The sequence below is a fragment of the Cryobacterium cheniae genome (assembly GCF_004403395.1).
Classification (GTDB): domain Bacteria; phylum Actinomycetota; class Actinomycetes; order Actinomycetales; family Microbacteriaceae; genus Cryobacterium; species Cryobacterium cheniae.
The window spans coordinates 15,342-32,099 of record NZ_SOGN01000054.1; the positions used below are offsets into that span (position 1 = coordinate 15,342).

Below are 16,758 nucleotides of genomic sequence, written 5' to 3' on the forward strand. Positions count from 1 at the left end.
CTCTAACCTTGGAATCAACTCCCAGTCGCAACGAAACGGTGCATGAAGTTCATGAGCAATGTCTACGGCCAGCCTGTCCCCCCGAAGAAGGACCGCCGCGAGATGGCGCGTGAAAGCGCCCGCCAGCTCCGCGAGGAACAGCAGAAGAAGGAGAAGCGCAACCGGTGGCTGTTGCGTGGGGGCATCGGTGCCGGCCTGATCGCGGCGGCCGTGGTCGTGGCTCTCGTCGTGGTCGGCAACCAGGGCCCCGCCGCAGCGGGCCCGCTGAACATGGCCAGCGACGGCGTGCTGCTCACCGGCGACGGCACCAACCTCGTCCCCGTCGAGACCGCAGCTCTGGCCGCCGACGAGGACCCCATCGCCACCGACCCGAGCACCCTCGGCGACACCGCCAACATCGTGGTCTACGCCGACTACCTCTGCCCCTTCTGCGGCCAGTTCGAGACCACGAACGGCGAGCAGATCGCCGGCTGGGTCGCCGCGGGCACCGCCACGCTCGAGCTGCACCCGATCTCGATCCTCGACCCGGTCTCGGCCGGCAGCAAGTACCCGACCCGGGCCGCCTCGGCCCTCGCCTGCGTCGCCAACTACGAGCCCGAGAACGTGCTCGCCATGAACGCGGCCCTGTTCGCGAACCAGCCGGCGGAGAACACCGAGGGCCTGACCAACGAAGATCTGGCCAGCCTGGCCACCGATGCGGGCGTCACCGACGAGAAGGTCGCCACCTGCATCACGGAGAACACGTTCGCCTCCTGGGTCGACACCGCCACCCAGCGCGCCCTGGACGGCCCGATCCCCAACGCCGACATCAAGCAGATCAAGGGCACGCCCACCGTGCTCGTCAACGGCGTGACCTACCCCGGCGCCCTCGACGACCCGGCCGCCTTCGAGGCATTCGTCACCGCGCAGGCCACCGGCGAGTAGCGCCTGGGGTTCGGGGCACCGCGAGGCGCCCCGAACCCATCCCGACGCCGCGGTCTCACCCCCGACACCGCCCCACCCCCACGTGCGGTCGCGATCGTCTCTCGCACGAAGGACCACCATGCAGATCCACGGACAGACCGTCGACGCCCAGACCCGCTGCGTGCACTACCGTTCCGAGCTCGACATCGTGGCGATCAGGTTCTTCTGCTGCGGGCGCTTCTACCCGTGCTACCAGTGCCACGCCGCCGGTGAAACCCATGCCGCCCAGCTCTGGCCGGCCGACCTCTGGACCGAGCAGGCCATCCTTTGCGGAGTCTGCCGCGGCACACTCTCGATCGCCGACTACCGGGCAGCCACCGCGTGCCCTGCGTGCGGCGCCGCCTTCAACGACGGATGCCGCGCTCACGCCCATCTCTACTTCGACCTCCCGGCAACGCCGCCCTGAGCCGCTGCCGCACGAGCCCACAACCCACGGCAGCCCCCACCACCACCATCGCAACCGCCGCCCACTTCGGCATTCAGGATCCCGGTGGGAACCAATTCGACGGAGATTGTGCTGCCAGAAGGCCGGTTTCGACAATTTCGTTGGTGATTCGGCAAATTCTTCGTCGAATTCGTTCAGGGTTGATGCCGCGGGCCACGCAGCACAATGCCGCGCCCGGCGCGACGCCGAGCGCAGCATCCGTAAAACTCGACCGGAGCTTCGGCCTGAGCCGGGCCTTCCACCGGTGCCCACCCGCGCACAGGCTCCCGCCGGCACGCAGCGACCCCCGCGCAGACCGCGCACCCCGAGGAATTCGCGCGACCCTCGCGACTACATCGGGCCGGCGCGCTGCGACAGCCAGGCGTACGGATCCGTCGGGGTGATCCCGTCGATCAGGATCTCGAAATGCAGGTGCGGGCCGGTGCTCTGGCCGGTGCTGCCCACGTTGCCCAGGTGCGTGCCTACGCCCACGGATTCTCCCGCGGAGACCTGCAGCGAGCCGGCCTGGAAGTGCGCATAGACGCTGCTGACGAGCTGTCCGTCGACGGTGTGGTCGACGATCGCGTAGACGCCGAAGCCGCCGTTGTCCGTGGCGGAGACCTCACGTACGACGCCGTCCGCAACCGCCAGAGCAGGTGCACCCTCGCCGGGAAGCATATCGAGCCCCTTGTGGAACGTCGAGCAGCCCCCGCAGGGGGCATCGCGCGGACCATAGGGACCGGAGAGGCGAACCGAGCCCGGGAAGGGCCACTGCACGGCTGCATTAGCGGCGGCCGGAGCGGCCGGAGCGGCCGGAGCGTCGGCGGCCGGAACCGCAGCAGGGGCGGCAGGCACGGGCTCGGGCTTCGGCGCATCGGTGACCGTGAAACCGTCGCGGTGCACGGTGGCGGTGGCCGCCGCACTCGGCACCAGGCCCTGTAGCGTCGCTTCGGCGGCGGAGGCATCAGAGGCGGCGGCAGCATGCGCGGTGGGATCGGGCGCGGCGGCATTCGCTGAGGCCTCCGCGGAGGCCCGCACCGATGCTTCCAGGGCGGCCGGCGGCAGCCAGCTGTAGTCGTCGAGTTCCGAGGCCTGCGCGGGAATTCCGAGGATCACCGTGAGCAGTCCGGCGAAAAGCATCGCGAAGCCGCCGGCGGCGGCCTGACGCGGGATCAAGGTGGATCTGGTGAGTCTGGGCAACCTGGTGAGCCTAGGCGTCTGCATAGGCACCTTCCGCCGAAACGCGGCAGTCAGGGAACAGGGGAAAAATGGGCATGGTGAGAACTCTCGTCGGCGCGGCTACGCGGTTCGGGTGAGGGGGAGCCGGAACCTCACTCAGACGGAGAATGCGCTCACAGCGCAGATCAAATCCCACGGGGAACGACGCTCCCTCAGAGGAAGTGCCAGGTGCGCCGCACGACGTGGGGCTTCGCGCACAAGTATTGAGGATATCTCGGTATCCTGAAAAAGCGCTGGGCTTGGGCAGATCGGTGACGGATGTTCCGGCCGGCTGCCCAGGACCGACGCCACGGGCGATCGCCCAAAAGCTCAGCCTCACAGCCTAGCCCCCACGCGCAGCACCGCAAACTCAGCACAGCGAACTCGGAGCCGCAAACCCCGCAACGCAGAGCCGCACCCGCGGAGCCGCGAATTCAGAGCCCGTGCACCCGATCCGCCAGCGTCCCGAGCGCTCCCGGCACGAGCCGGTAGTACGCCCAGGTGCCACGCTTGTCGCGGGTCAGAATGCCGGCGTCCACCAGCACTTTGAGGTGGTGTGACACGGTTGGCTGACTGAGCCCGAGGGGCTCGGTCAGGTCGCAGACGCAGGCCTCCATCTCGTCGTGCGCGGCCACCAGGGAGAGCAGCCGGAGCCGTGCCGGGTCGGCCACGGCCTTCAGTAGCCGGGCGAGCCGCTCCGCTTCATCGGCGCCGATCGCCTCGCGCGCGGCGGGGGCGCAGCAATCAGCGGCCCCGGCGGCGGCATCCGCGGCAACGGCGTCGACCACAGCGGTCGACGCCTCGGGCACGGCGCGGGTCTCGGTGAACGGCATCTGAACAGTATCTCCCATAAATTGACATCCATCGATGTATTGGGGAAGACTCCCTATCGACACACCGATTTTATGACCCGCCCGCCGATTTTCGCCTCACCCGCTCACGGAGCCAGATGCCCTTCCCCGAACCAGCCACCGCCCAGCCCCCCGTGCAGCGCACCGCGCAGCCGACTGCCGGGGGAAACCCCGCCGCCCCGGCGCGGCTCGGGGTCGTCGACCGCCTCCTGCCGGTGTGGATCCTCGCGGCCATGGCCCTGGGGCTGATTTTGGCCGTCGCCGCGCCCGGCGTGGGCGACCTGCTCGCGACGTTCACGATCGGCTCGGTCAGCGTGCCGATCGCGATCGGGCTGCTGGTCATGATGTACCCGGTGCTGGCCAAGGTCCGCTACACGGATGCCCGCCTGGTCGCCCGCGACCGCCGCCTCCTGGTCTCGTCGCTGGTGCTGAACTGGCTCGTGGGGCCCGCCCTGATGTTCGCCCTCGCCTGGACGTTCCTGCCCGACCTGCCCGAGTACCGCACCGGCCTGATCATCGTCGGCCTCGCCCGCTGCATCGCCATGGTGCTGATCTGGAACGACCTGGCCTGCGGTGACCGTGAGGCCGCCGCGTTCCTGGTGGCCCTCAACTCCGTCTTCCAGGTCATCGCGTTCGCCGCGCTCGGCTGGTTCTACCTCCAGGTGCTGCCCGCCTGGCTCGGCCTCTCCACCACGAGCGCGGAGTTCTCGATCTGGGCGATCACCGTCAGCGTGCTCGTCTTCCTCGGCATCCCGCTGCTGGCCGGCTACCTGTCGCGCCGGGTCGGCGAGGCCACCCGCGGCCGCGACTGGTACGAGAGCCGGTTCCTGCCGAAGGTCAGCCCGTTCGCCCTGTACGGCCTGTTGTTCACGATTGTGCTGCTCTTCGCCCTGCAGGGCCGCCAGGTGATCGACCGCCCGTTCGACGTGGCCCTGATCGCCCTGCCGCTGCTGGTCTACTTCGCGCTCATGTTCGCCGCCGGGTTCGCCGCCGGCAAGCTCACCGGGCTCTCCTACGAGCGCACCACGACCCTGGCGTTTACCGCCGCCGGCAACAACTTCGAGCTGGCGATCGCGGTGGCCATCGGAACCTTCGGCGCCACGAGCGGTCAGGCCCTGGCCGGCATCGTGGGCCCGCTGATCGAGGTCCCTGCCCTCATCGCCCTCGTCTATGTGGCGCTGTGGCTGCGGCCGCGACTGTTCCCCGGGGCCGCAACCGGGGCATCCGTCGCCGACCCGCTGCCCGACCGCGTCTGATCTCTTCTCACCGCCCCACCACCCATCCCCCGAAAATGAAGAAGGAACCACCGATCATGACCGAAAAGCCCACCGTTCTCTTCGTCTGCGTGCACAACGCGGGCCGCTCCCAGATGGCCGCCGGCTACATGACCGCCCTGTCCGAGGGCCGCGTCGAGGTGCTCTCCGCCGGCTCCGCGCCCAAGGACCAGATCAACCCGATCGCGATCGAGGCCATGGCGGAGGAGGGCATCGACATCGCGAACAACGTGCCCAAGATCCTCACCACCGAGGCCGTCCAGGAATCGGACGTCGTCATCACCATGGGCTGCGGCGACACCTGCCCGATCTTCCCCGGCAAGCGCTACGAGGACTGGGAACTCGCCGACCCGGCCGGCCAGGGCATCGAGTCCGTGCGCCCCATCCGCGACGAGATCAAGGCCCGCATCCAGGCCCTGCTCGCCGAGATCCTCCCCGCGCGGGCCTAGGTCCGGCCCGCGATGAGTGATTTGGGCGCGCGCCGGTCACTGCCCGGGCTGGCTTTCCCCGAGGAGTCGTTGCGACGGCTCGCCTCGAACCTCACCACGCGGTTCTCGGGAATCTTCGGCGCCGAGACGATCGAACGCTACGTGCTCGAGTCGTATACGTCGCTGCTGCGCACGTCGACGGTCACGGCGTTCCTCGTGACCAACACGGGGCGCTACGCCACCGACCGCCTGACCGCGCTGGCGCAGGCCAAGGGCGCGATCAAAAAGGACGTCCCCGAGATCCTGTTCGTCTGCGAGCAGAACGCGGGGCGGTCCCAGATGGCGGCCGTGCTGACCCAGGCCCTGTCCGGCGGCCGGGTGCACGTGCGTTCGGCCGGGTCGGCGCCGGCCAGGGGCCTCAACCCGACGGTGATGACGGTGATGACCGAGCTCGGCCTCGACTTCCAGGAGGAGTTCCCGAAACCGTTGACGGATGACGTGGTGCAGGCCGCCGACGTCGTCGTCACCATGGGCTGCGGCGACGCCTGCCCGGTCTATCCGGGCACGCTCTACCAAGACTGGGAACTGACCGACCCGGCCGGGCAGCCGATCGAGGAGGTACGCCGCATCCGGGACCAGATCCGGCGCCGGGTCGAGGCCATGCTCACGACCCTCGGAGTCGAGCCGCAGCCGCTGCCGCTGCCGCTGCCCCAGTAGCCCGCGCAGCCCGCTGCCCCAGCCTGCCCTTTCACGGCCGAGAGTCGCCGTTTCTGCCAAGAATCGCCCCGGCAACGGCGACTCTCGGCATCAACGGCGACTCTCGACGCGCGCGAGGGCTTCGGCCCTACTTGCGCACCAGCTTCGCCACGGTGAACCCGCCGGCGACGACCGTCACGGCCCCCGTCTTCGGAGCCTTCTTGTCAACGGATGCGACGGGCGTGCCGGTCGCATCGAACGCCTGCTGCGCCAGCCGGTAGCCGCGCGGCACGACCACCGTGCGCACACTCGACTCGGTCGCCGCGCTGACGTACACCGTGGACTCCCCCGCCGAACCGGTCACCGTGATCGTCGAGATCAGCGGCTGGATCAGCAGCGCGTCGACGGATGCCGCCCCGTCGGCCTCGCCGACGACCGCGGTGTCCGCCCCCGGCAGGGCCTGCTCGAGCGAGAGCGGGAACAGGCGTCCCGGGGCATCCGTGATGCCCTGCGCGCCCGCGCCGCCGTTGCTCGTGCTGCCCAGCGTCGACGTCGCAGACGACCAGGCCGTCGACCCGGAGTCGGCCTCACCCTGGTTCACGATCGGGAACACGTTGCGAGCCTGGTCGGTGGCGGGAACCGGGATGCTCAGCGAGTCGCCCGCACCTAACGCTACGTAGGCGCCGCCGGAGAGGTTGGCCTCGCCGGTCCAGGACGACGGCGGCGTGACCACGGACCCGCTGCCCGTGATGGTGCCGGCCTCGGCCTCGACGACGCTCAGCCCCACGGTGGAGACGGTCTCATCGATGCCGAGGGCCTGGGCCTTCAGCGTCGGATTGGCGTCCAGGGTGAGCATGGTCATCAGGGCGTGGATGGTGGATTCCGCACCGGAGTTGGGGTTGATCCGGCCGTCCTGCTCGATACCGTCGATCGCGGTGCCGGTGGCCGGGTTGTAGGCCGGGGCGCCGTTCGGGTTGGCGCCGAAGAACCAGGCCGCGGTCACGGCGGCGAGGTCGAGCAGCCCGGGGGCGTTCGCGGCCTGTGCGGTGGCGACCAGGCCCTGCACGCGGGAGTCGACGCCGTAGGCGATCTGGGCCTCACCGGGGGTGGGGCTCCAGGCGTTGTCCGGTCCGCCGGCGGCCAGCAGCTGCGGGGTGAACTGGGCGGCGTCCTTGACGGCGGCGCCGAGCAGGTCGGAGCGTCCGAGCACGGTGGACGCGGTGGCGACGGCGGCCGGGGCCAGTCCGCCCCAGGCGTGCCACAGGGTCTGCGACTTGTTCCACGGCATGATCGCGCCGAAGGGCCACTCGGTGGCGGAGCCGGAGGACATCGCGGCGACACCCTCGGTGAGCCGGGTCAGCGCGGTGCGCGCGGTGTCGTCGTCAGGGACGGCCGTGACGTAGGCGGCGAGGCCGAGCACGGCCTCGGCGGAGGCATCCGCCCCGCCCGCGATGAGCCAGGCCGGCACGTTCACGCCGTCGGCCACGTCGAAGGTGCCGTATTTTGCGAGCGACTGACGCTCGAGGGAGTCGAGCGAGAGGTGCAGGCGGTCCTGCAGGAACGCGGCGAAGTCGGGGTCGGCAGCCTGGAACGCGGCGTAGCCCTCGCCGAGGGCCCACACGGTGCGGGCCACCCAGTAGGACTCGGCCGAGTCGCTCGGGTCGGGCAGTTCCACCGGGGTGGCGCTGGGGGTCAGGGTGCCGTCGGCCTGCTGCCAGAGCACCACGTTCCCGGCGTTCGGGCCGGTCGCGGTCTGCAGGTAGGTGAGGGAGCGCAGCGTCTGCACGGCGTGCTCGCGGCTGGTCTCGTCACCGGTCTGCTGCCAGTGGCGCAGGTAGACGACCGCGGTGCGGGCGATGTCGTCGGCGTTGTAGGCGCCCTGGCTCCAGTGACCGGTCGCTGGGTCGAGCGACCCGCCGCCGACCCGGCCGTAGCTGCCGTCCGCCTTCTTGTCGGCGTAGGTCCACGGGGCCTGCGCGGTGGGCTGCTCGTCGATCTCGTAGGTGGTGTGCCCGTCGACCGCGGTCAGCGGCACGGTGTCGAGCAGGAACGTGAGGTGGGACAGGTTGGTCAGCGGCGCGGACGGCGCCACCGGGGCGGGGCGGGCCTTGAGGGCGGCACCGGATGCGAGGCCGGCCGCGCCGGATGCTCCGACTGCGCCGGGTGGCGAGGCCGCGGCAGCGGCGGTGCCTGCTCCGAGCAGGAGCATCGAGACCGCGGCGGTGAGGGCCACGGCTTTCATCGATCGCGAGCGGGGGGACTGTGAACGAACAGCGGTGTACGTCATTTCTTCTCTCCTGATTCAAGCCTGAACCGGTTTGGTGTCTTCAACTAAACCGGTTAAGGCGGAGGGAGTCAAGAGAATCACCGCAATGCGTCCCCCATTCGGGGCCCGCGGGGTTCGCTTAACCACCGAGAGTCGCCGTTCACACCGAGAATCGCCCGTGCAACGGGGACTCTCGGCGTAATCGGCGACTCTCGACGCCTGGCCGAGGCTCAGCTGCGGGCGACGGTCACCTTCTTCGGCACCTCGGAGCCCTCGGGCACCGGCACGCGCACCTCGAGCACGCCGTCCCGGTAGGACGCCGTCACGTCCTCTTCCTTGACCCCGCGGGGCAGCACGATATCGCGCGTGAACGAGCCGTACCGAAACTCGGTCCGGTAGCCGTCCTTGTCCTTGTGCTCGGTCTTTTCCTGCCGCTCGGCCTGGATGTGCAGCACGCCGTCGCTGACGGACACGTCGACATCCTTCTCCGGGTCGATCCCGGGCATCTCCGCCTTCACGACCAGGTTGCCGCCGTCTCGGAATTCCTCTACCCGCATCGCCGGGGTGTCCCAGTCGCCCTCGAAAAAGCGTCGCACCGGCTCCGGCATTTCGAAACGCTCGCGCTTTGCAATTCCAGCCATGGTTCGTCTCCTCCGTGATACCGAATGTTGCTCCAGATGCCCCACACAGTACCCCCGGGGCCGGCGTCCCGCTCCGGTCAGAGGCGGCGACAGCGGCGACGGATGCCCGCGCAGCCGGTTCCCAGCGACCCGGCTTAGCCTGATCGCATGACCGTCATCCTCCAGTGCGAAATCGACGAAGGACGCAGCTCCGCCCACCCGATCCGGCGCTTCCTGCGCCGAAGCCGCGCGTGGGTGGACCGGTATCCGCGACTGCGCTGGCTCTACCGCACCCTGGTCGGCGTGCTCGGCTCCACGGTGGCCCTGATCGGGCTCCTCCTGGTGCCCCTGCCGGGACCCGGCTGGCTGGTCGTCTTCCTCGGGATCGCGATCCTGGGCACGGAGTTCCCCACCGCGCACCGCCTCGCGGTGCTCCTCAAGCGCATCCTGACGACGGTCTGGGCGTGGTGGCGCTCCCGGCGGGCGCGTGCGTCCGCGGGAACGTCGACCCCATCGGCTGCATCCTAAGCTCGGTGCGCACCGCGCCGAGGAGTGACTAGACGCCCGGGGCCGCGGCGCAACTCGCCCGCACCCGGGCCGGCAGGGCGGTCAGGCTCGCCCGCCGCTCGGCCGAGAGCCGGGTCGAAAGCAGGCCCGGCAACAGCAGCACCCACATCTCCTCCACCCGCTGGAAGAGGTCGGTGCGCCCGGTGAGCACCTGGGAGACGGTCTGCACGCCGGTGAAGGCAGGGCTGATGAAGTGCGCGGCGGCCTCCACGTTCAGATCGGCCGAGACATCGCCTTCGTTGATCGCGCGCCGCAGCACCTGACCGCAGACGTCGATCCAGTCGTGGAACGGGCCGACCACCGGCACCGAGAAGTTGGAGGCCTCCATGGTGAGACGGATGCCGGCACTGACCACCGGCTCGTCCCGCACCTGCGCCGCCAGCTCGAAGGTCATCAGGATGAGGGCCTGCAACCCGGGTACCGTGCCGTCCAGCAATCGCTGGCCCAGGCCGATCGAGGCCTCGTGCTGCGCCTTGATGACGGCGAGGGCGAGGGCCTCCTTGGACGCGAAATGGAAATAGAGCGCGCCCTTGCTCACTCCGGCCGCGACTTCCAGCCCGGCCAGGGTCGTGCTCCCGTAGCCGTGCTCACGGAAGGCGACCGCCGCACCCCTGATGATCGCGGCCCGCGTTCCGATCGCCCGTTGCTGCTGCGTCATGACACTCCTCGGTTATTCCGGCTTCCAGCGTACCGACCACCCCGACCGGGGGGCGTGCGCGGCCCCACGCATCCGTCGGATCCGGTCCGTCTCAATTCGGCGCAATCAGCCCCACAGAAAATACCGTTTGGTATGGTTTAGGTACGGGACGCTCTCACTGGGGAAAGCGGGGGCGTCGCCAGGGGGTTTCAACAAGGGGGGATCGCAGATGATCGACAGCGCACGCATGGTGCAGATGGCAGCACTGGGACTCGGCGGGCTCGCCGCCCTGGGCGGCGTGGGGCTCATCGTCGCCGCTCTGTCGCAGATCACCCGCTCCATCCATCTGCGAGAGTCGGCGCGGGTGAGCTGGATTCTGGCCGTGGTCTGCGCGCCGGTCTTCGGAGCGGTGGCCTGGTTCGCGGTCGGCAGTCGGATCGACGCCGACCAGGGCTGACCGCCCGGAGCCGGCGTCCGGCTCAGGTGTTCGGCCGGCCCAAGTGTTCGGCCGGCCCAAGTGTTCGGGCGGCCCAAGTGTTCGGCCGGCTCAGGTGTTCGGGCGGCTCAGGTGTTCGGCCGGCTCAGGTGTTCGGGCGCACGACCAGCACCGGGCACTTCGCGTGCCGCACGCACTGCTCGCTCACGGAACCCAGCAGCATTCCGCTGAGACCGCCGCGGCCGCGGGAGCCGACCACGAGCATCCGTGCGCCTCGCGAGGCGTCGACCAGGGAATTCAACGGGCTGGCGTAGATGGCGCGGTACTCGACCTTCACGTCGGGGTGCTTGGCCACCTCGGCCATGACTGCCTCGACGAGTTCGGTGCGCACGGCGTCTGCGTACTCCTCGATCGACGAGACGTAGCCGAATTCCCAGTTGGCCGGGCGCGGGGCCGTGTCGATGGACCACGCGCGCACCAGGACGACCGGTGCGCGCAGCTGCCGGGCGAGGTCGAGCGCCACGGCCACGGCGTGATCGGCGTAACCCGATCCGTCGTGTCCGACGACGATGCTGTCGCTGGAAACGGGACGCTGTTCTGGCTGTGTGTCAGGCATGACCCCAAACTACTCCGGCGGGCCGCTGTGCGACGAGCGCGCTCCTGCGTGTCGGCCGTCGCCCCGGCTCCCAGCCCCTTCCCGCAGTGCCCCGGTAGGGTCTCCCCTATGACGTCCCCGGGCACGCCGCGTCGCCGAATGGTCCCACTGGCGATGATCGTCGCTGTAGCCGTGCTGGGCGGCGGCCTGGCGCTGGCCGCGTCGGTGCGCACGACCGACGTCGCCGCCGACCCTGTCGGCTTCACCCCCGGGGCCATCATCAGCGACTACAACTTCTACAACGCCGATTCCCTGGACGAGGGCGAGATCCAGTCGTTCCTGGCAGACCGCTCCTGCATCCCCCGCGACGGCTCGCCGTGCCTGGACGACTACGCGGAGAACACGATCTCCCAGCCGGACCAGGGCGACGGGCACTGCGCCGCCTACCCCGGCGGCCGCAACGAGTCGGCCGCCCGCATCATCGCGAAGGTGTCCGAGGCCTGCTTCATCAGCCCGAAGGTGCTGCTGGTGCTGCTGCAGAAGGAGCAGTCCCTGCTGACCCGGCCGAGCGCATCCGGTTATCTGCGGGCCACCGGCTACGGCTGCCCCGACACCGCCGACTGCGACGCCCAGTACTTCGGCTTCTTCAACCAGGTCTACCGCGCCGCCTGGCAGTTCCGGCAGTACACCCAGGAGCCCGAGCGCCCCTACAAAATCGGGACCGTGCGCGTGGGCTTCCATCCGGATGCGCGCTGCGGAGCGTCATCCGTGACCATACAGAACCAGGCCACCGCGAACCTCTACAACTACACGCCGTACCAGCCCAATGCCGCCGCGCTGGCCCGGCCGGGCACCGACGGCGACGGATGCTCGACGCACGGCAACCTGAACTTCTGGCGGTTCTACAACCACTGGTTCGGGGCATCGGAGGCCGTGGGCTATCCCGCGGCGTTCAACTCGTGCCTGAACCTCGTCGGCGGCCAGCCCTGCCGCATGCGCGGGCTGCTGCCCACGCCCTGAGCGGGCCCGACGGCTCGCGTGTCTCCGCTGGTTTCTCCGCCGGTTTCTCCGCCGGTTTCTCCGCGCAGAGCGTAATCGCCCCGAGGTCCTCGGGCTCCGCCGGGTCCGGCCGCCGGGCCGCGCGAACACCCGCGACCTCCCAATCTCAACCCCAGGTCAGACGGCATTCCCGGCCCGAATATGCGCGCACCGGACGGTGACGGGGCCGGTGACACGCCCGACCGGAACGGCTGGGCAGCCACCCCGATTCCCAGCCCGCACGGACCGACCCCCCACTCCCGGTACCTAAGCTCCTCCGATGACTACGAACGGTCGATCGGGTATTTCGCCGGCCGGCCGCCGCAATCGAAAGGATCCACTTTGAACAAGCACACGATCTCCCCGGCAACCGCCACCTCCCGCACCAAGCGCGTCGCCCTCGGCACCGCCTCCGTGCTGACCGCCGGAGCCCTTCTCGGCGTCGGCGCGCAGGGCGCCACCGCCGCCCCCCTCAGCGCCGAGCCCACATCGAGTTTCAGCTCGAGTGCCGGCCCGAGCGGGGATGCCGCCGCCTCGTCGAACGGCGTCTTCCTGGCGTCGCTGGCCACGGAACTGCGTGCCGACCTCTCCCACGGGCAGAGCGGGAATGTGAAGGCCCAGAAGGTGGCCACCACCCTCTCCGAGCACGCCGAGCTTTTCGACACCCTGCCGGCGAACCTGCAGGATGACCTGACCACGCTCACGGACGCCTCCGGGGCGACCGACCGGGCCGCCGCCGTCGACACCGTGCGCACCACCGCGCTGGCCGGCGGCTACGGCGAGGAGATCACGAAGATCGCCGAGGCCGTGCGGGACAACCCGAAGCACCCGTTGGCCGCCGCCGTGGAGGCCGCCCTGGAGGCCGCCCTGGGCAGTGACCCCGGCACCGCGCCGGGCACCGCGGACACCGCCCCGGTCGCGGACGCCGGATCCTCGGTGACGGAACTGGCCCTCAAGCTGGCGGGCAACCCCGCGCTCCTCGAGAAGCTGCCGGCCGACCTGCAGGCCGACCTGGCCGAGCTGAAGAACGCGCCCGCCGCCGAGCAGGAGGCTGCCGCGCAGAAGCTCGAAGAATCCGCCCTCAGCGGCGACTACGGCAGCGTGGTCCAGAAGATCGCCGAGCGGGTCCAGGCGCAGGCCGCCGCCGGGAAGTAGCACCCGCATTAGAACGGATGCCCGGACGCGCAGGGCGCGTTCGGACATCCGTCTGCCTTGTCCCCCACTCGGGGACTGACCGCCCGGAGGCGGCGCGGCTAGGCTCGCCTCACCCGAGCGGCTGACCCGACAGCTCCGGAAACGCGTTCCCAAGGCGATTCTCATGGGCACCACAGGACCCCGAAATTTTCGCTCCCCCGAAACTTTCGCTGCCCCGCCGCTGTCCCCGGCCGGGCATCCGCAGGACGACTCCCGCGGCACAGAGCCTGACCGGCGGGTGCACACGCTCGGGGCGAGGGCGGGTCGCTCACGACTCACCATCGCCGCCTGGCTCGTCGGGCTGACCGTCACCAGCGCCCTGTTGTGGAGCCCCGCCGTGGTCTTCGGGTTCCGCAATCCCTCGGCTCACCTCGTTCTCGACTCGGTCGACGCCTGCGTGGCGGTGCTGGTGGCGTCCCTCGTGTTCGGTCGGTTCCTGCGGCACGGCCGGCTGCAGGATCTGCTGCTCTTCCAGGGTCTCGTGCTGCTGGCCGCGGCGGGCCTGGGCCTGACCTACCTGACCGAGGTGCTCGGCGGAATCCGCGCGGGAACGCTCGACATCTGGCTTCCGCTGGCCATCCGGGTCGCGGGCGCCCTGCTGATCCTGGCCGCCGCCCTGGCGCACGCGCGACCGGCGAAACGGATGCTCCGGCGCCGGCTGCTGGCGCTGGCACCCGTCGCCCTGGTGGCCGCGGTCTACCTCGCCCTCTGGACCGGCCGGGACCGGCTCCCCGTGGCGTTCGACCCGGGTTCCGCCCCGGTGTCCGCGCAGAACGTGCTCCTGACGGGCCATCCCGTGCTACTCCTCGCTCAGGGCGCGGCGGCCGTGAGTTTCTTCATCGCCTCGGTGGCCTTCGCGTCACAGTCGGCCAAACGCGACGACGAACTGCTCCGCTGGCTCGGTCCGGCCTGTGCGCTCGGGGCGTTCGCCCGCCTGAACTACGTGCTCTTCCCATCCCTGTACACGGACTGGCTCTACACCGGGGATCTTCTCCGCACCGGCTGCTACCTGCTGCTGCTGGTCGGCGCGGCGCGGGAGATCCGCACCTACTGGCGGGCGCAGGTCACCGCGGCGGTACTCGATGATCGGCGGCGGCTCGCCCGCGAGCTGCACGACGGGGTGATCCAGGAGCTCGCCTATATCCGCGCGGAAAGCCACGCCATTCCCGTGGATGTCGCATCCGGCATCCGGATCGTCAACGCCTGTGATCGCGCCCTCGACGAGGCGCGGGCGGCCGTGCAGGCGCTCGGACGCACGAGCGATGAACCGCTGAGTTTCACCGTTCACCGGGCGGCCAGGGAGCTGTCCGCGAGGTACGGTATCGACCTGCGGGTCGACCTCGATGAGGCCATCACCGTCGATTCGGAGCAGCAGCACGCGCTGATGCGCATCACCCGGGAGGCGGTGTCCAACGCGGTGCACCACGGCAAAGCCAGGGGGGTGCACATCCGGCTCAGCGAGGCCGGGGGCCGTCGGCGCCTCGCGATTGCGGACGACGGGGTGGGGTTCGATGTGCCGGTCGGCACCGACACCACCGGTTACGGCATGGTCAGCATGCAGGCTCGGGCGCGGGCGCTTCCGGGCACGTTCAACGTGGAGGCACGACCCGCGGGCGGAAGCGTGGTGACGGTCCGGTGGTAGACGAAACCGGCATCCGCGTCGTCATCGCCGACGACCATGCCCCGATACGATCGCTGATCCGCCAGGCCCTCGAGGCCGGTGGCTGCGAAATCTGCGGCGAGGGGGCAAGCGCAGCGGATGCGATCCGGCTCGCCCTCGATCACCGCCCCGACGTGGTGCTGCTCGATATCAACATGCCGGGGAACGGGATCCACGCAGCCCGGGAGATCGGCCGAAGCCTGCCGGTGACGCCCATCGTGATGCTCACGATGTCGACGGACGACGACGACCTCTTCGATTCCCTGCGCGCGGGCGCCTCGGGCTACCTGCTCAAGGACACCGATCCCGGCGCCCTGCCGGGTGCCCTGCGGGCCGTGCTGGCGGGCGAGGCGGCCATGGCGCCGGAGCTCGTGCTGCGGGTGCTCGGCGAGTTCCGGGCGCCCGCGCGGCGCCGCTTTCTGCGCCGCTCCGTGGCCGCGAGCAAGCTCAGCGCGCGGGAGTGGGAGGTGATGGAGTTGCTCGCGGAGGGAAACTCCACCAAGGCGGTAGCCGCCCGGTTGTTCGTGTCGCCGACGACGGTACGGGTGCACGTCTCGGCCGTGCTCCGCAAGCTCGCCCTCACGGACCGCGAGAGCGCCTTCGAGCTGCTCCGTGACGAACGCGGCGAGCGGGGCTCACCTCGGTCGTAGTGCCTGGCGGTCCGCGGCGGCCGGCACGATTCCCGCGCCTGGGGGCGCAGGACGGAAGGCCCCGAGTTCCGCTCGGGGCCTTCCGTGTTCCGCTTGCGCTCGGTGCCTACTTCAGCATGAAGTTGGCACTGATCGTGGAACCGTCCTGGGCGGTCATGGTGACCACGGCGCAGGTACCCGGCTTCTTGGGGGTCTGCCAGTTCTGGATAAACTGCCCCGACGTCGAGTCATACCGCAGGCTCGTGCCGCCCGTGGTGGTGAGTTCGATCGCATCCGTCACCGCGGACGAACCGGGGCAGGTCACGGCTGTGGCGGTGAAGCTCTTGACGGCCGAGACACTGGTGAGTTCGGCACCGGAGAAGATCTCGAACTTCAGCGGGACGGAGCTGCCGCCCTTCACCGTGTTCCAGACGTTGGCTCCCATATCGACCGGGGCGTAGAAGCCCTTCAGGGTCCAGGCCAGCACCGTGTACGCGACCCTCGACGTGCTCGTATTACCGGCCGTGTCGGTGGCGGTCGCCAGGTACGAGTGATCCCCGACTGTGGTGCCGCCGCCGCTCACGACGCAGGAGGCGATTCCGGACAGGGCGTCGGCCGCGTAGCAGCTGGGCGCGGCCGGGTTGCTTCCGTACTGGTAACTGCCGGTGGGGCCGCCCAGGAGAGCAACGGTGGGTGCGGTCGTGTCGATGTCGATCCCCGACACGCTCGCGGTCGCGGTGTTGCCGGCCCGGTCGGTCGCGGTACCCGTCACGGACTGGTTCGCCCCCTCGACCAGGGTCACGTCGCCCGCACAGGTGGCGATGCCGGAGCCCGCATCACGGCAGGTGAAGCCGACGACGACGTCCGCCGCGTACCAGCCGGCGGCGTTGGGAGCGGCCGGGTCGAGGGTGGACGAGATGGTCGGTTCGACGGAGTCGATGTTGATCCCGGTCGTCGTCACGGTCGTCGTGTTGCCGGCCGTGTCGGTCACGGTACCCGTCACCGACCGGTTCGCGCCGTCGTGCAGGGTTGTGTCGGCCGGGCACCTGGCGATTCCGGACCCTCCCACGTCCTCGCACGTGAAGTGGACGATGACGCCCGCGTCCGTTGTGTACCAGCCGTCGTTGCCCTCGGGGGCGACCGGGTTGAGCGTGTACGAAATCGTCGGGTCGACGGTGTCGACGTTGACAACGGACGCGGTCGCGTCAGCGGTGTTACCGGCGTTGTCCGTCGCGGTGCCGGTCACGTTGTTCACACCGTCG

At 70.0% G+C, this 16,758-nt stretch carries 18 protein-coding genes; 11 read left to right on the plus strand and 7 right to left on the minus strand.

Going from position 1 to position 16,758, the window contains the following annotated elements; translation table 11 throughout:
* The first annotated feature begins 42 nt into the window (after positions 1-42).
* Together E3T23_RS13070 and E3T23_RS13075 are read left to right on the plus strand one after the other, a co-directional pair.
* Positions 43-924 carry a DsbA family protein gene (locus E3T23_RS13070; RefSeq protein ID WP_134370872.1) on the plus strand — a complete coding sequence of 294 codons (882 nt, stop codon included), beginning with the start codon at positions 43-45 and terminating at the stop codon, positions 922-924.
* Positions 925-1,042: 118 nt separating this feature from the next.
* Entirely contained in the window at positions 1,043-1,369 is a 327-nt protein-coding gene (locus E3T23_RS13075; protein ID WP_134370874.1) for a CHY zinc finger protein, read from the plus strand.
* 369 nt (positions 1,370-1,738) lie between these two features.
* Here E3T23_RS13075 and E3T23_RS13080 read toward each other — a convergent pair whose 3' ends face one another.
* Together E3T23_RS13080 and E3T23_RS13085 are read right to left on the minus strand one after the other, a co-directional pair.
* Complete coding sequence (locus tag E3T23_RS13080; RefSeq protein WP_134370876.1) at positions 1,739-2,587, minus strand: M23 family metallopeptidase; 849 nt, start codon at positions 2,585-2,587, stop codon at positions 1,739-1,741.
* A gap of 452 nt (positions 2,588-3,039) precedes the next feature.
* Complete coding sequence (locus E3T23_RS13085) at positions 3,040-3,456, minus strand: ArsR/SmtB family transcription factor (protein WP_241977929.1); 417 nt, start codon at positions 3,454-3,456, stop codon at positions 3,040-3,042.
* 98 nt (positions 3,457-3,554) lie between these two features.
* Between E3T23_RS13085 and arsB the strand changes: the two genes are divergently transcribed.
* From arsB to E3T23_RS13100, 3 genes are read left to right on the plus strand one after another with little or no spacing between them, the layout of a single operon-like run.
* Positions 3,555-4,712 carry an ACR3 family arsenite efflux transporter gene (gene arsB / locus E3T23_RS13090; RefSeq protein WP_134370877.1) on the plus strand — a complete coding sequence of 386 codons (1,158 nt, stop codon included), beginning with the start codon at positions 3,555-3,557 and terminating at the stop codon, positions 4,710-4,712.
* Positions 4,713-4,768: 56 nt separating this feature from the next.
* Positions 4,769-5,179 (plus strand): arsenate reductase ArsC, encoded by a 411-nt coding sequence (locus tag E3T23_RS13095; RefSeq protein WP_134370879.1) that lies wholly within the window; start codon positions 4,769-4,771, stop codon positions 5,177-5,179.
* A 12-nt stretch (positions 5,180-5,191) separates the two neighbouring features.
* Positions 5,192-5,875 (plus strand): arsenate reductase/protein-tyrosine-phosphatase family protein, encoded by a 684-nt coding sequence (locus E3T23_RS13100; protein WP_134370881.1) that lies wholly within the window; start codon positions 5,192-5,194, stop codon positions 5,873-5,875.
* Positions 5,876-6,002: 127 nt separating this feature from the next.
* Here E3T23_RS13100 and E3T23_RS13105 read toward each other — a convergent pair whose 3' ends face one another.
* Both E3T23_RS13105 and E3T23_RS13110 read right to left on the minus strand, forming a co-directional pair.
* On the minus strand, positions 6,003-8,141 hold the full coding sequence (locus E3T23_RS13105; RefSeq protein WP_134370882.1) for a hypothetical protein: 2,139 nt from the start codon (positions 8,139-8,141) through the stop codon (positions 6,003-6,005).
* Between the two features lie 209 nt (positions 8,142-8,350).
* Entirely contained in the window at positions 8,351-8,761 is a 411-nt protein-coding gene (locus tag E3T23_RS13110) for an Hsp20/alpha crystallin family protein (RefSeq protein ID WP_134370884.1), read from the minus strand.
* A 147-nt stretch (positions 8,762-8,908) separates the two neighbouring features.
* Here E3T23_RS13110 and E3T23_RS13115 point away from each other — a divergent pair, with 147 nt between their 5' ends.
* A complete protein-coding gene (locus E3T23_RS13115) occupies positions 8,909-9,268 on the plus strand; it encodes a TIGR02611 family protein (RefSeq protein WP_134370886.1) in 360 nt (119 codons plus the stop codon).
* A gap of 28 nt (positions 9,269-9,296) precedes the next feature.
* Here the strand turns inward: E3T23_RS13115 and E3T23_RS13120 are convergent, their stop codons facing one another.
* Positions 9,297-9,965, minus strand: coding sequence for a ScbR family autoregulator-binding transcription factor (locus E3T23_RS13120; RefSeq protein ID WP_134370888.1), 669 nt, complete (start codon positions 9,963-9,965; stop codon positions 9,297-9,299).
* A gap of 208 nt (positions 9,966-10,173) precedes the next feature.
* Here E3T23_RS13120 and E3T23_RS15300 point away from each other — a divergent pair, with 208 nt between their 5' ends.
* Positions 10,174-10,401, plus strand: coding sequence for a PLDc N-terminal domain-containing protein (locus tag E3T23_RS15300; RefSeq protein WP_166806294.1), 228 nt, complete (start codon positions 10,174-10,176; stop codon positions 10,399-10,401).
* A gap of 124 nt (positions 10,402-10,525) precedes the next feature.
* Here E3T23_RS15300 and E3T23_RS13130 read toward each other — a convergent pair whose 3' ends face one another.
* Positions 10,526-10,996, minus strand: a complete 471-nt coding sequence (locus E3T23_RS13130; protein ID WP_134370891.1) for a universal stress protein — start codon at positions 10,994-10,996, stop codon at positions 10,526-10,528.
* Positions 10,997-11,104: 108 nt separating this feature from the next.
* On the opposite strand from E3T23_RS13130, the gene E3T23_RS13135 reads away from it, so the two are divergent.
* From E3T23_RS13135 to E3T23_RS13150, 4 genes are all read left to right on the plus strand, one after another.
* The gene (locus tag E3T23_RS13135; RefSeq protein ID WP_134370893.1) at positions 11,105-11,995 is read left to right on the plus strand and encodes a hypothetical protein; all 891 of its coding nucleotides are present in this window, start codon (positions 11,105-11,107) and stop codon (positions 11,993-11,995) included.
* 360 nt (positions 11,996-12,355) lie between these two features.
* Positions 12,356-13,168, plus strand: coding sequence for a hypothetical protein (locus E3T23_RS13140; RefSeq protein ID WP_134370895.1), 813 nt, complete (start codon positions 12,356-12,358; stop codon positions 13,166-13,168).
* A 163-nt stretch (positions 13,169-13,331) separates the two neighbouring features.
* Positions 13,332-14,849: a sensor histidine kinase gene (locus E3T23_RS13145; protein ID WP_134370897.1), complete on the plus strand. Its 1,518-nt coding sequence runs from the start codon at positions 13,332-13,334 to the stop codon at positions 14,847-14,849.
* Entirely contained in the window at positions 14,843-15,517 is a 675-nt protein-coding gene (locus tag E3T23_RS13150; protein WP_134370899.1) for a response regulator, read from the plus strand. Before E3T23_RS13145 ends, E3T23_RS13150 begins: the two co-directional genes overlap by 7 nt.
* Positions 15,518-15,623: 106 nt before the next feature.
* Here E3T23_RS13150 and E3T23_RS15305 read toward each other — a convergent pair.
* A partial coding sequence (locus tag E3T23_RS15305) for a PxKF domain-containing protein (RefSeq protein WP_194085931.1) occupies positions 15,624-16,758 on the minus strand: 1,135 nt, incomplete at its 5' end.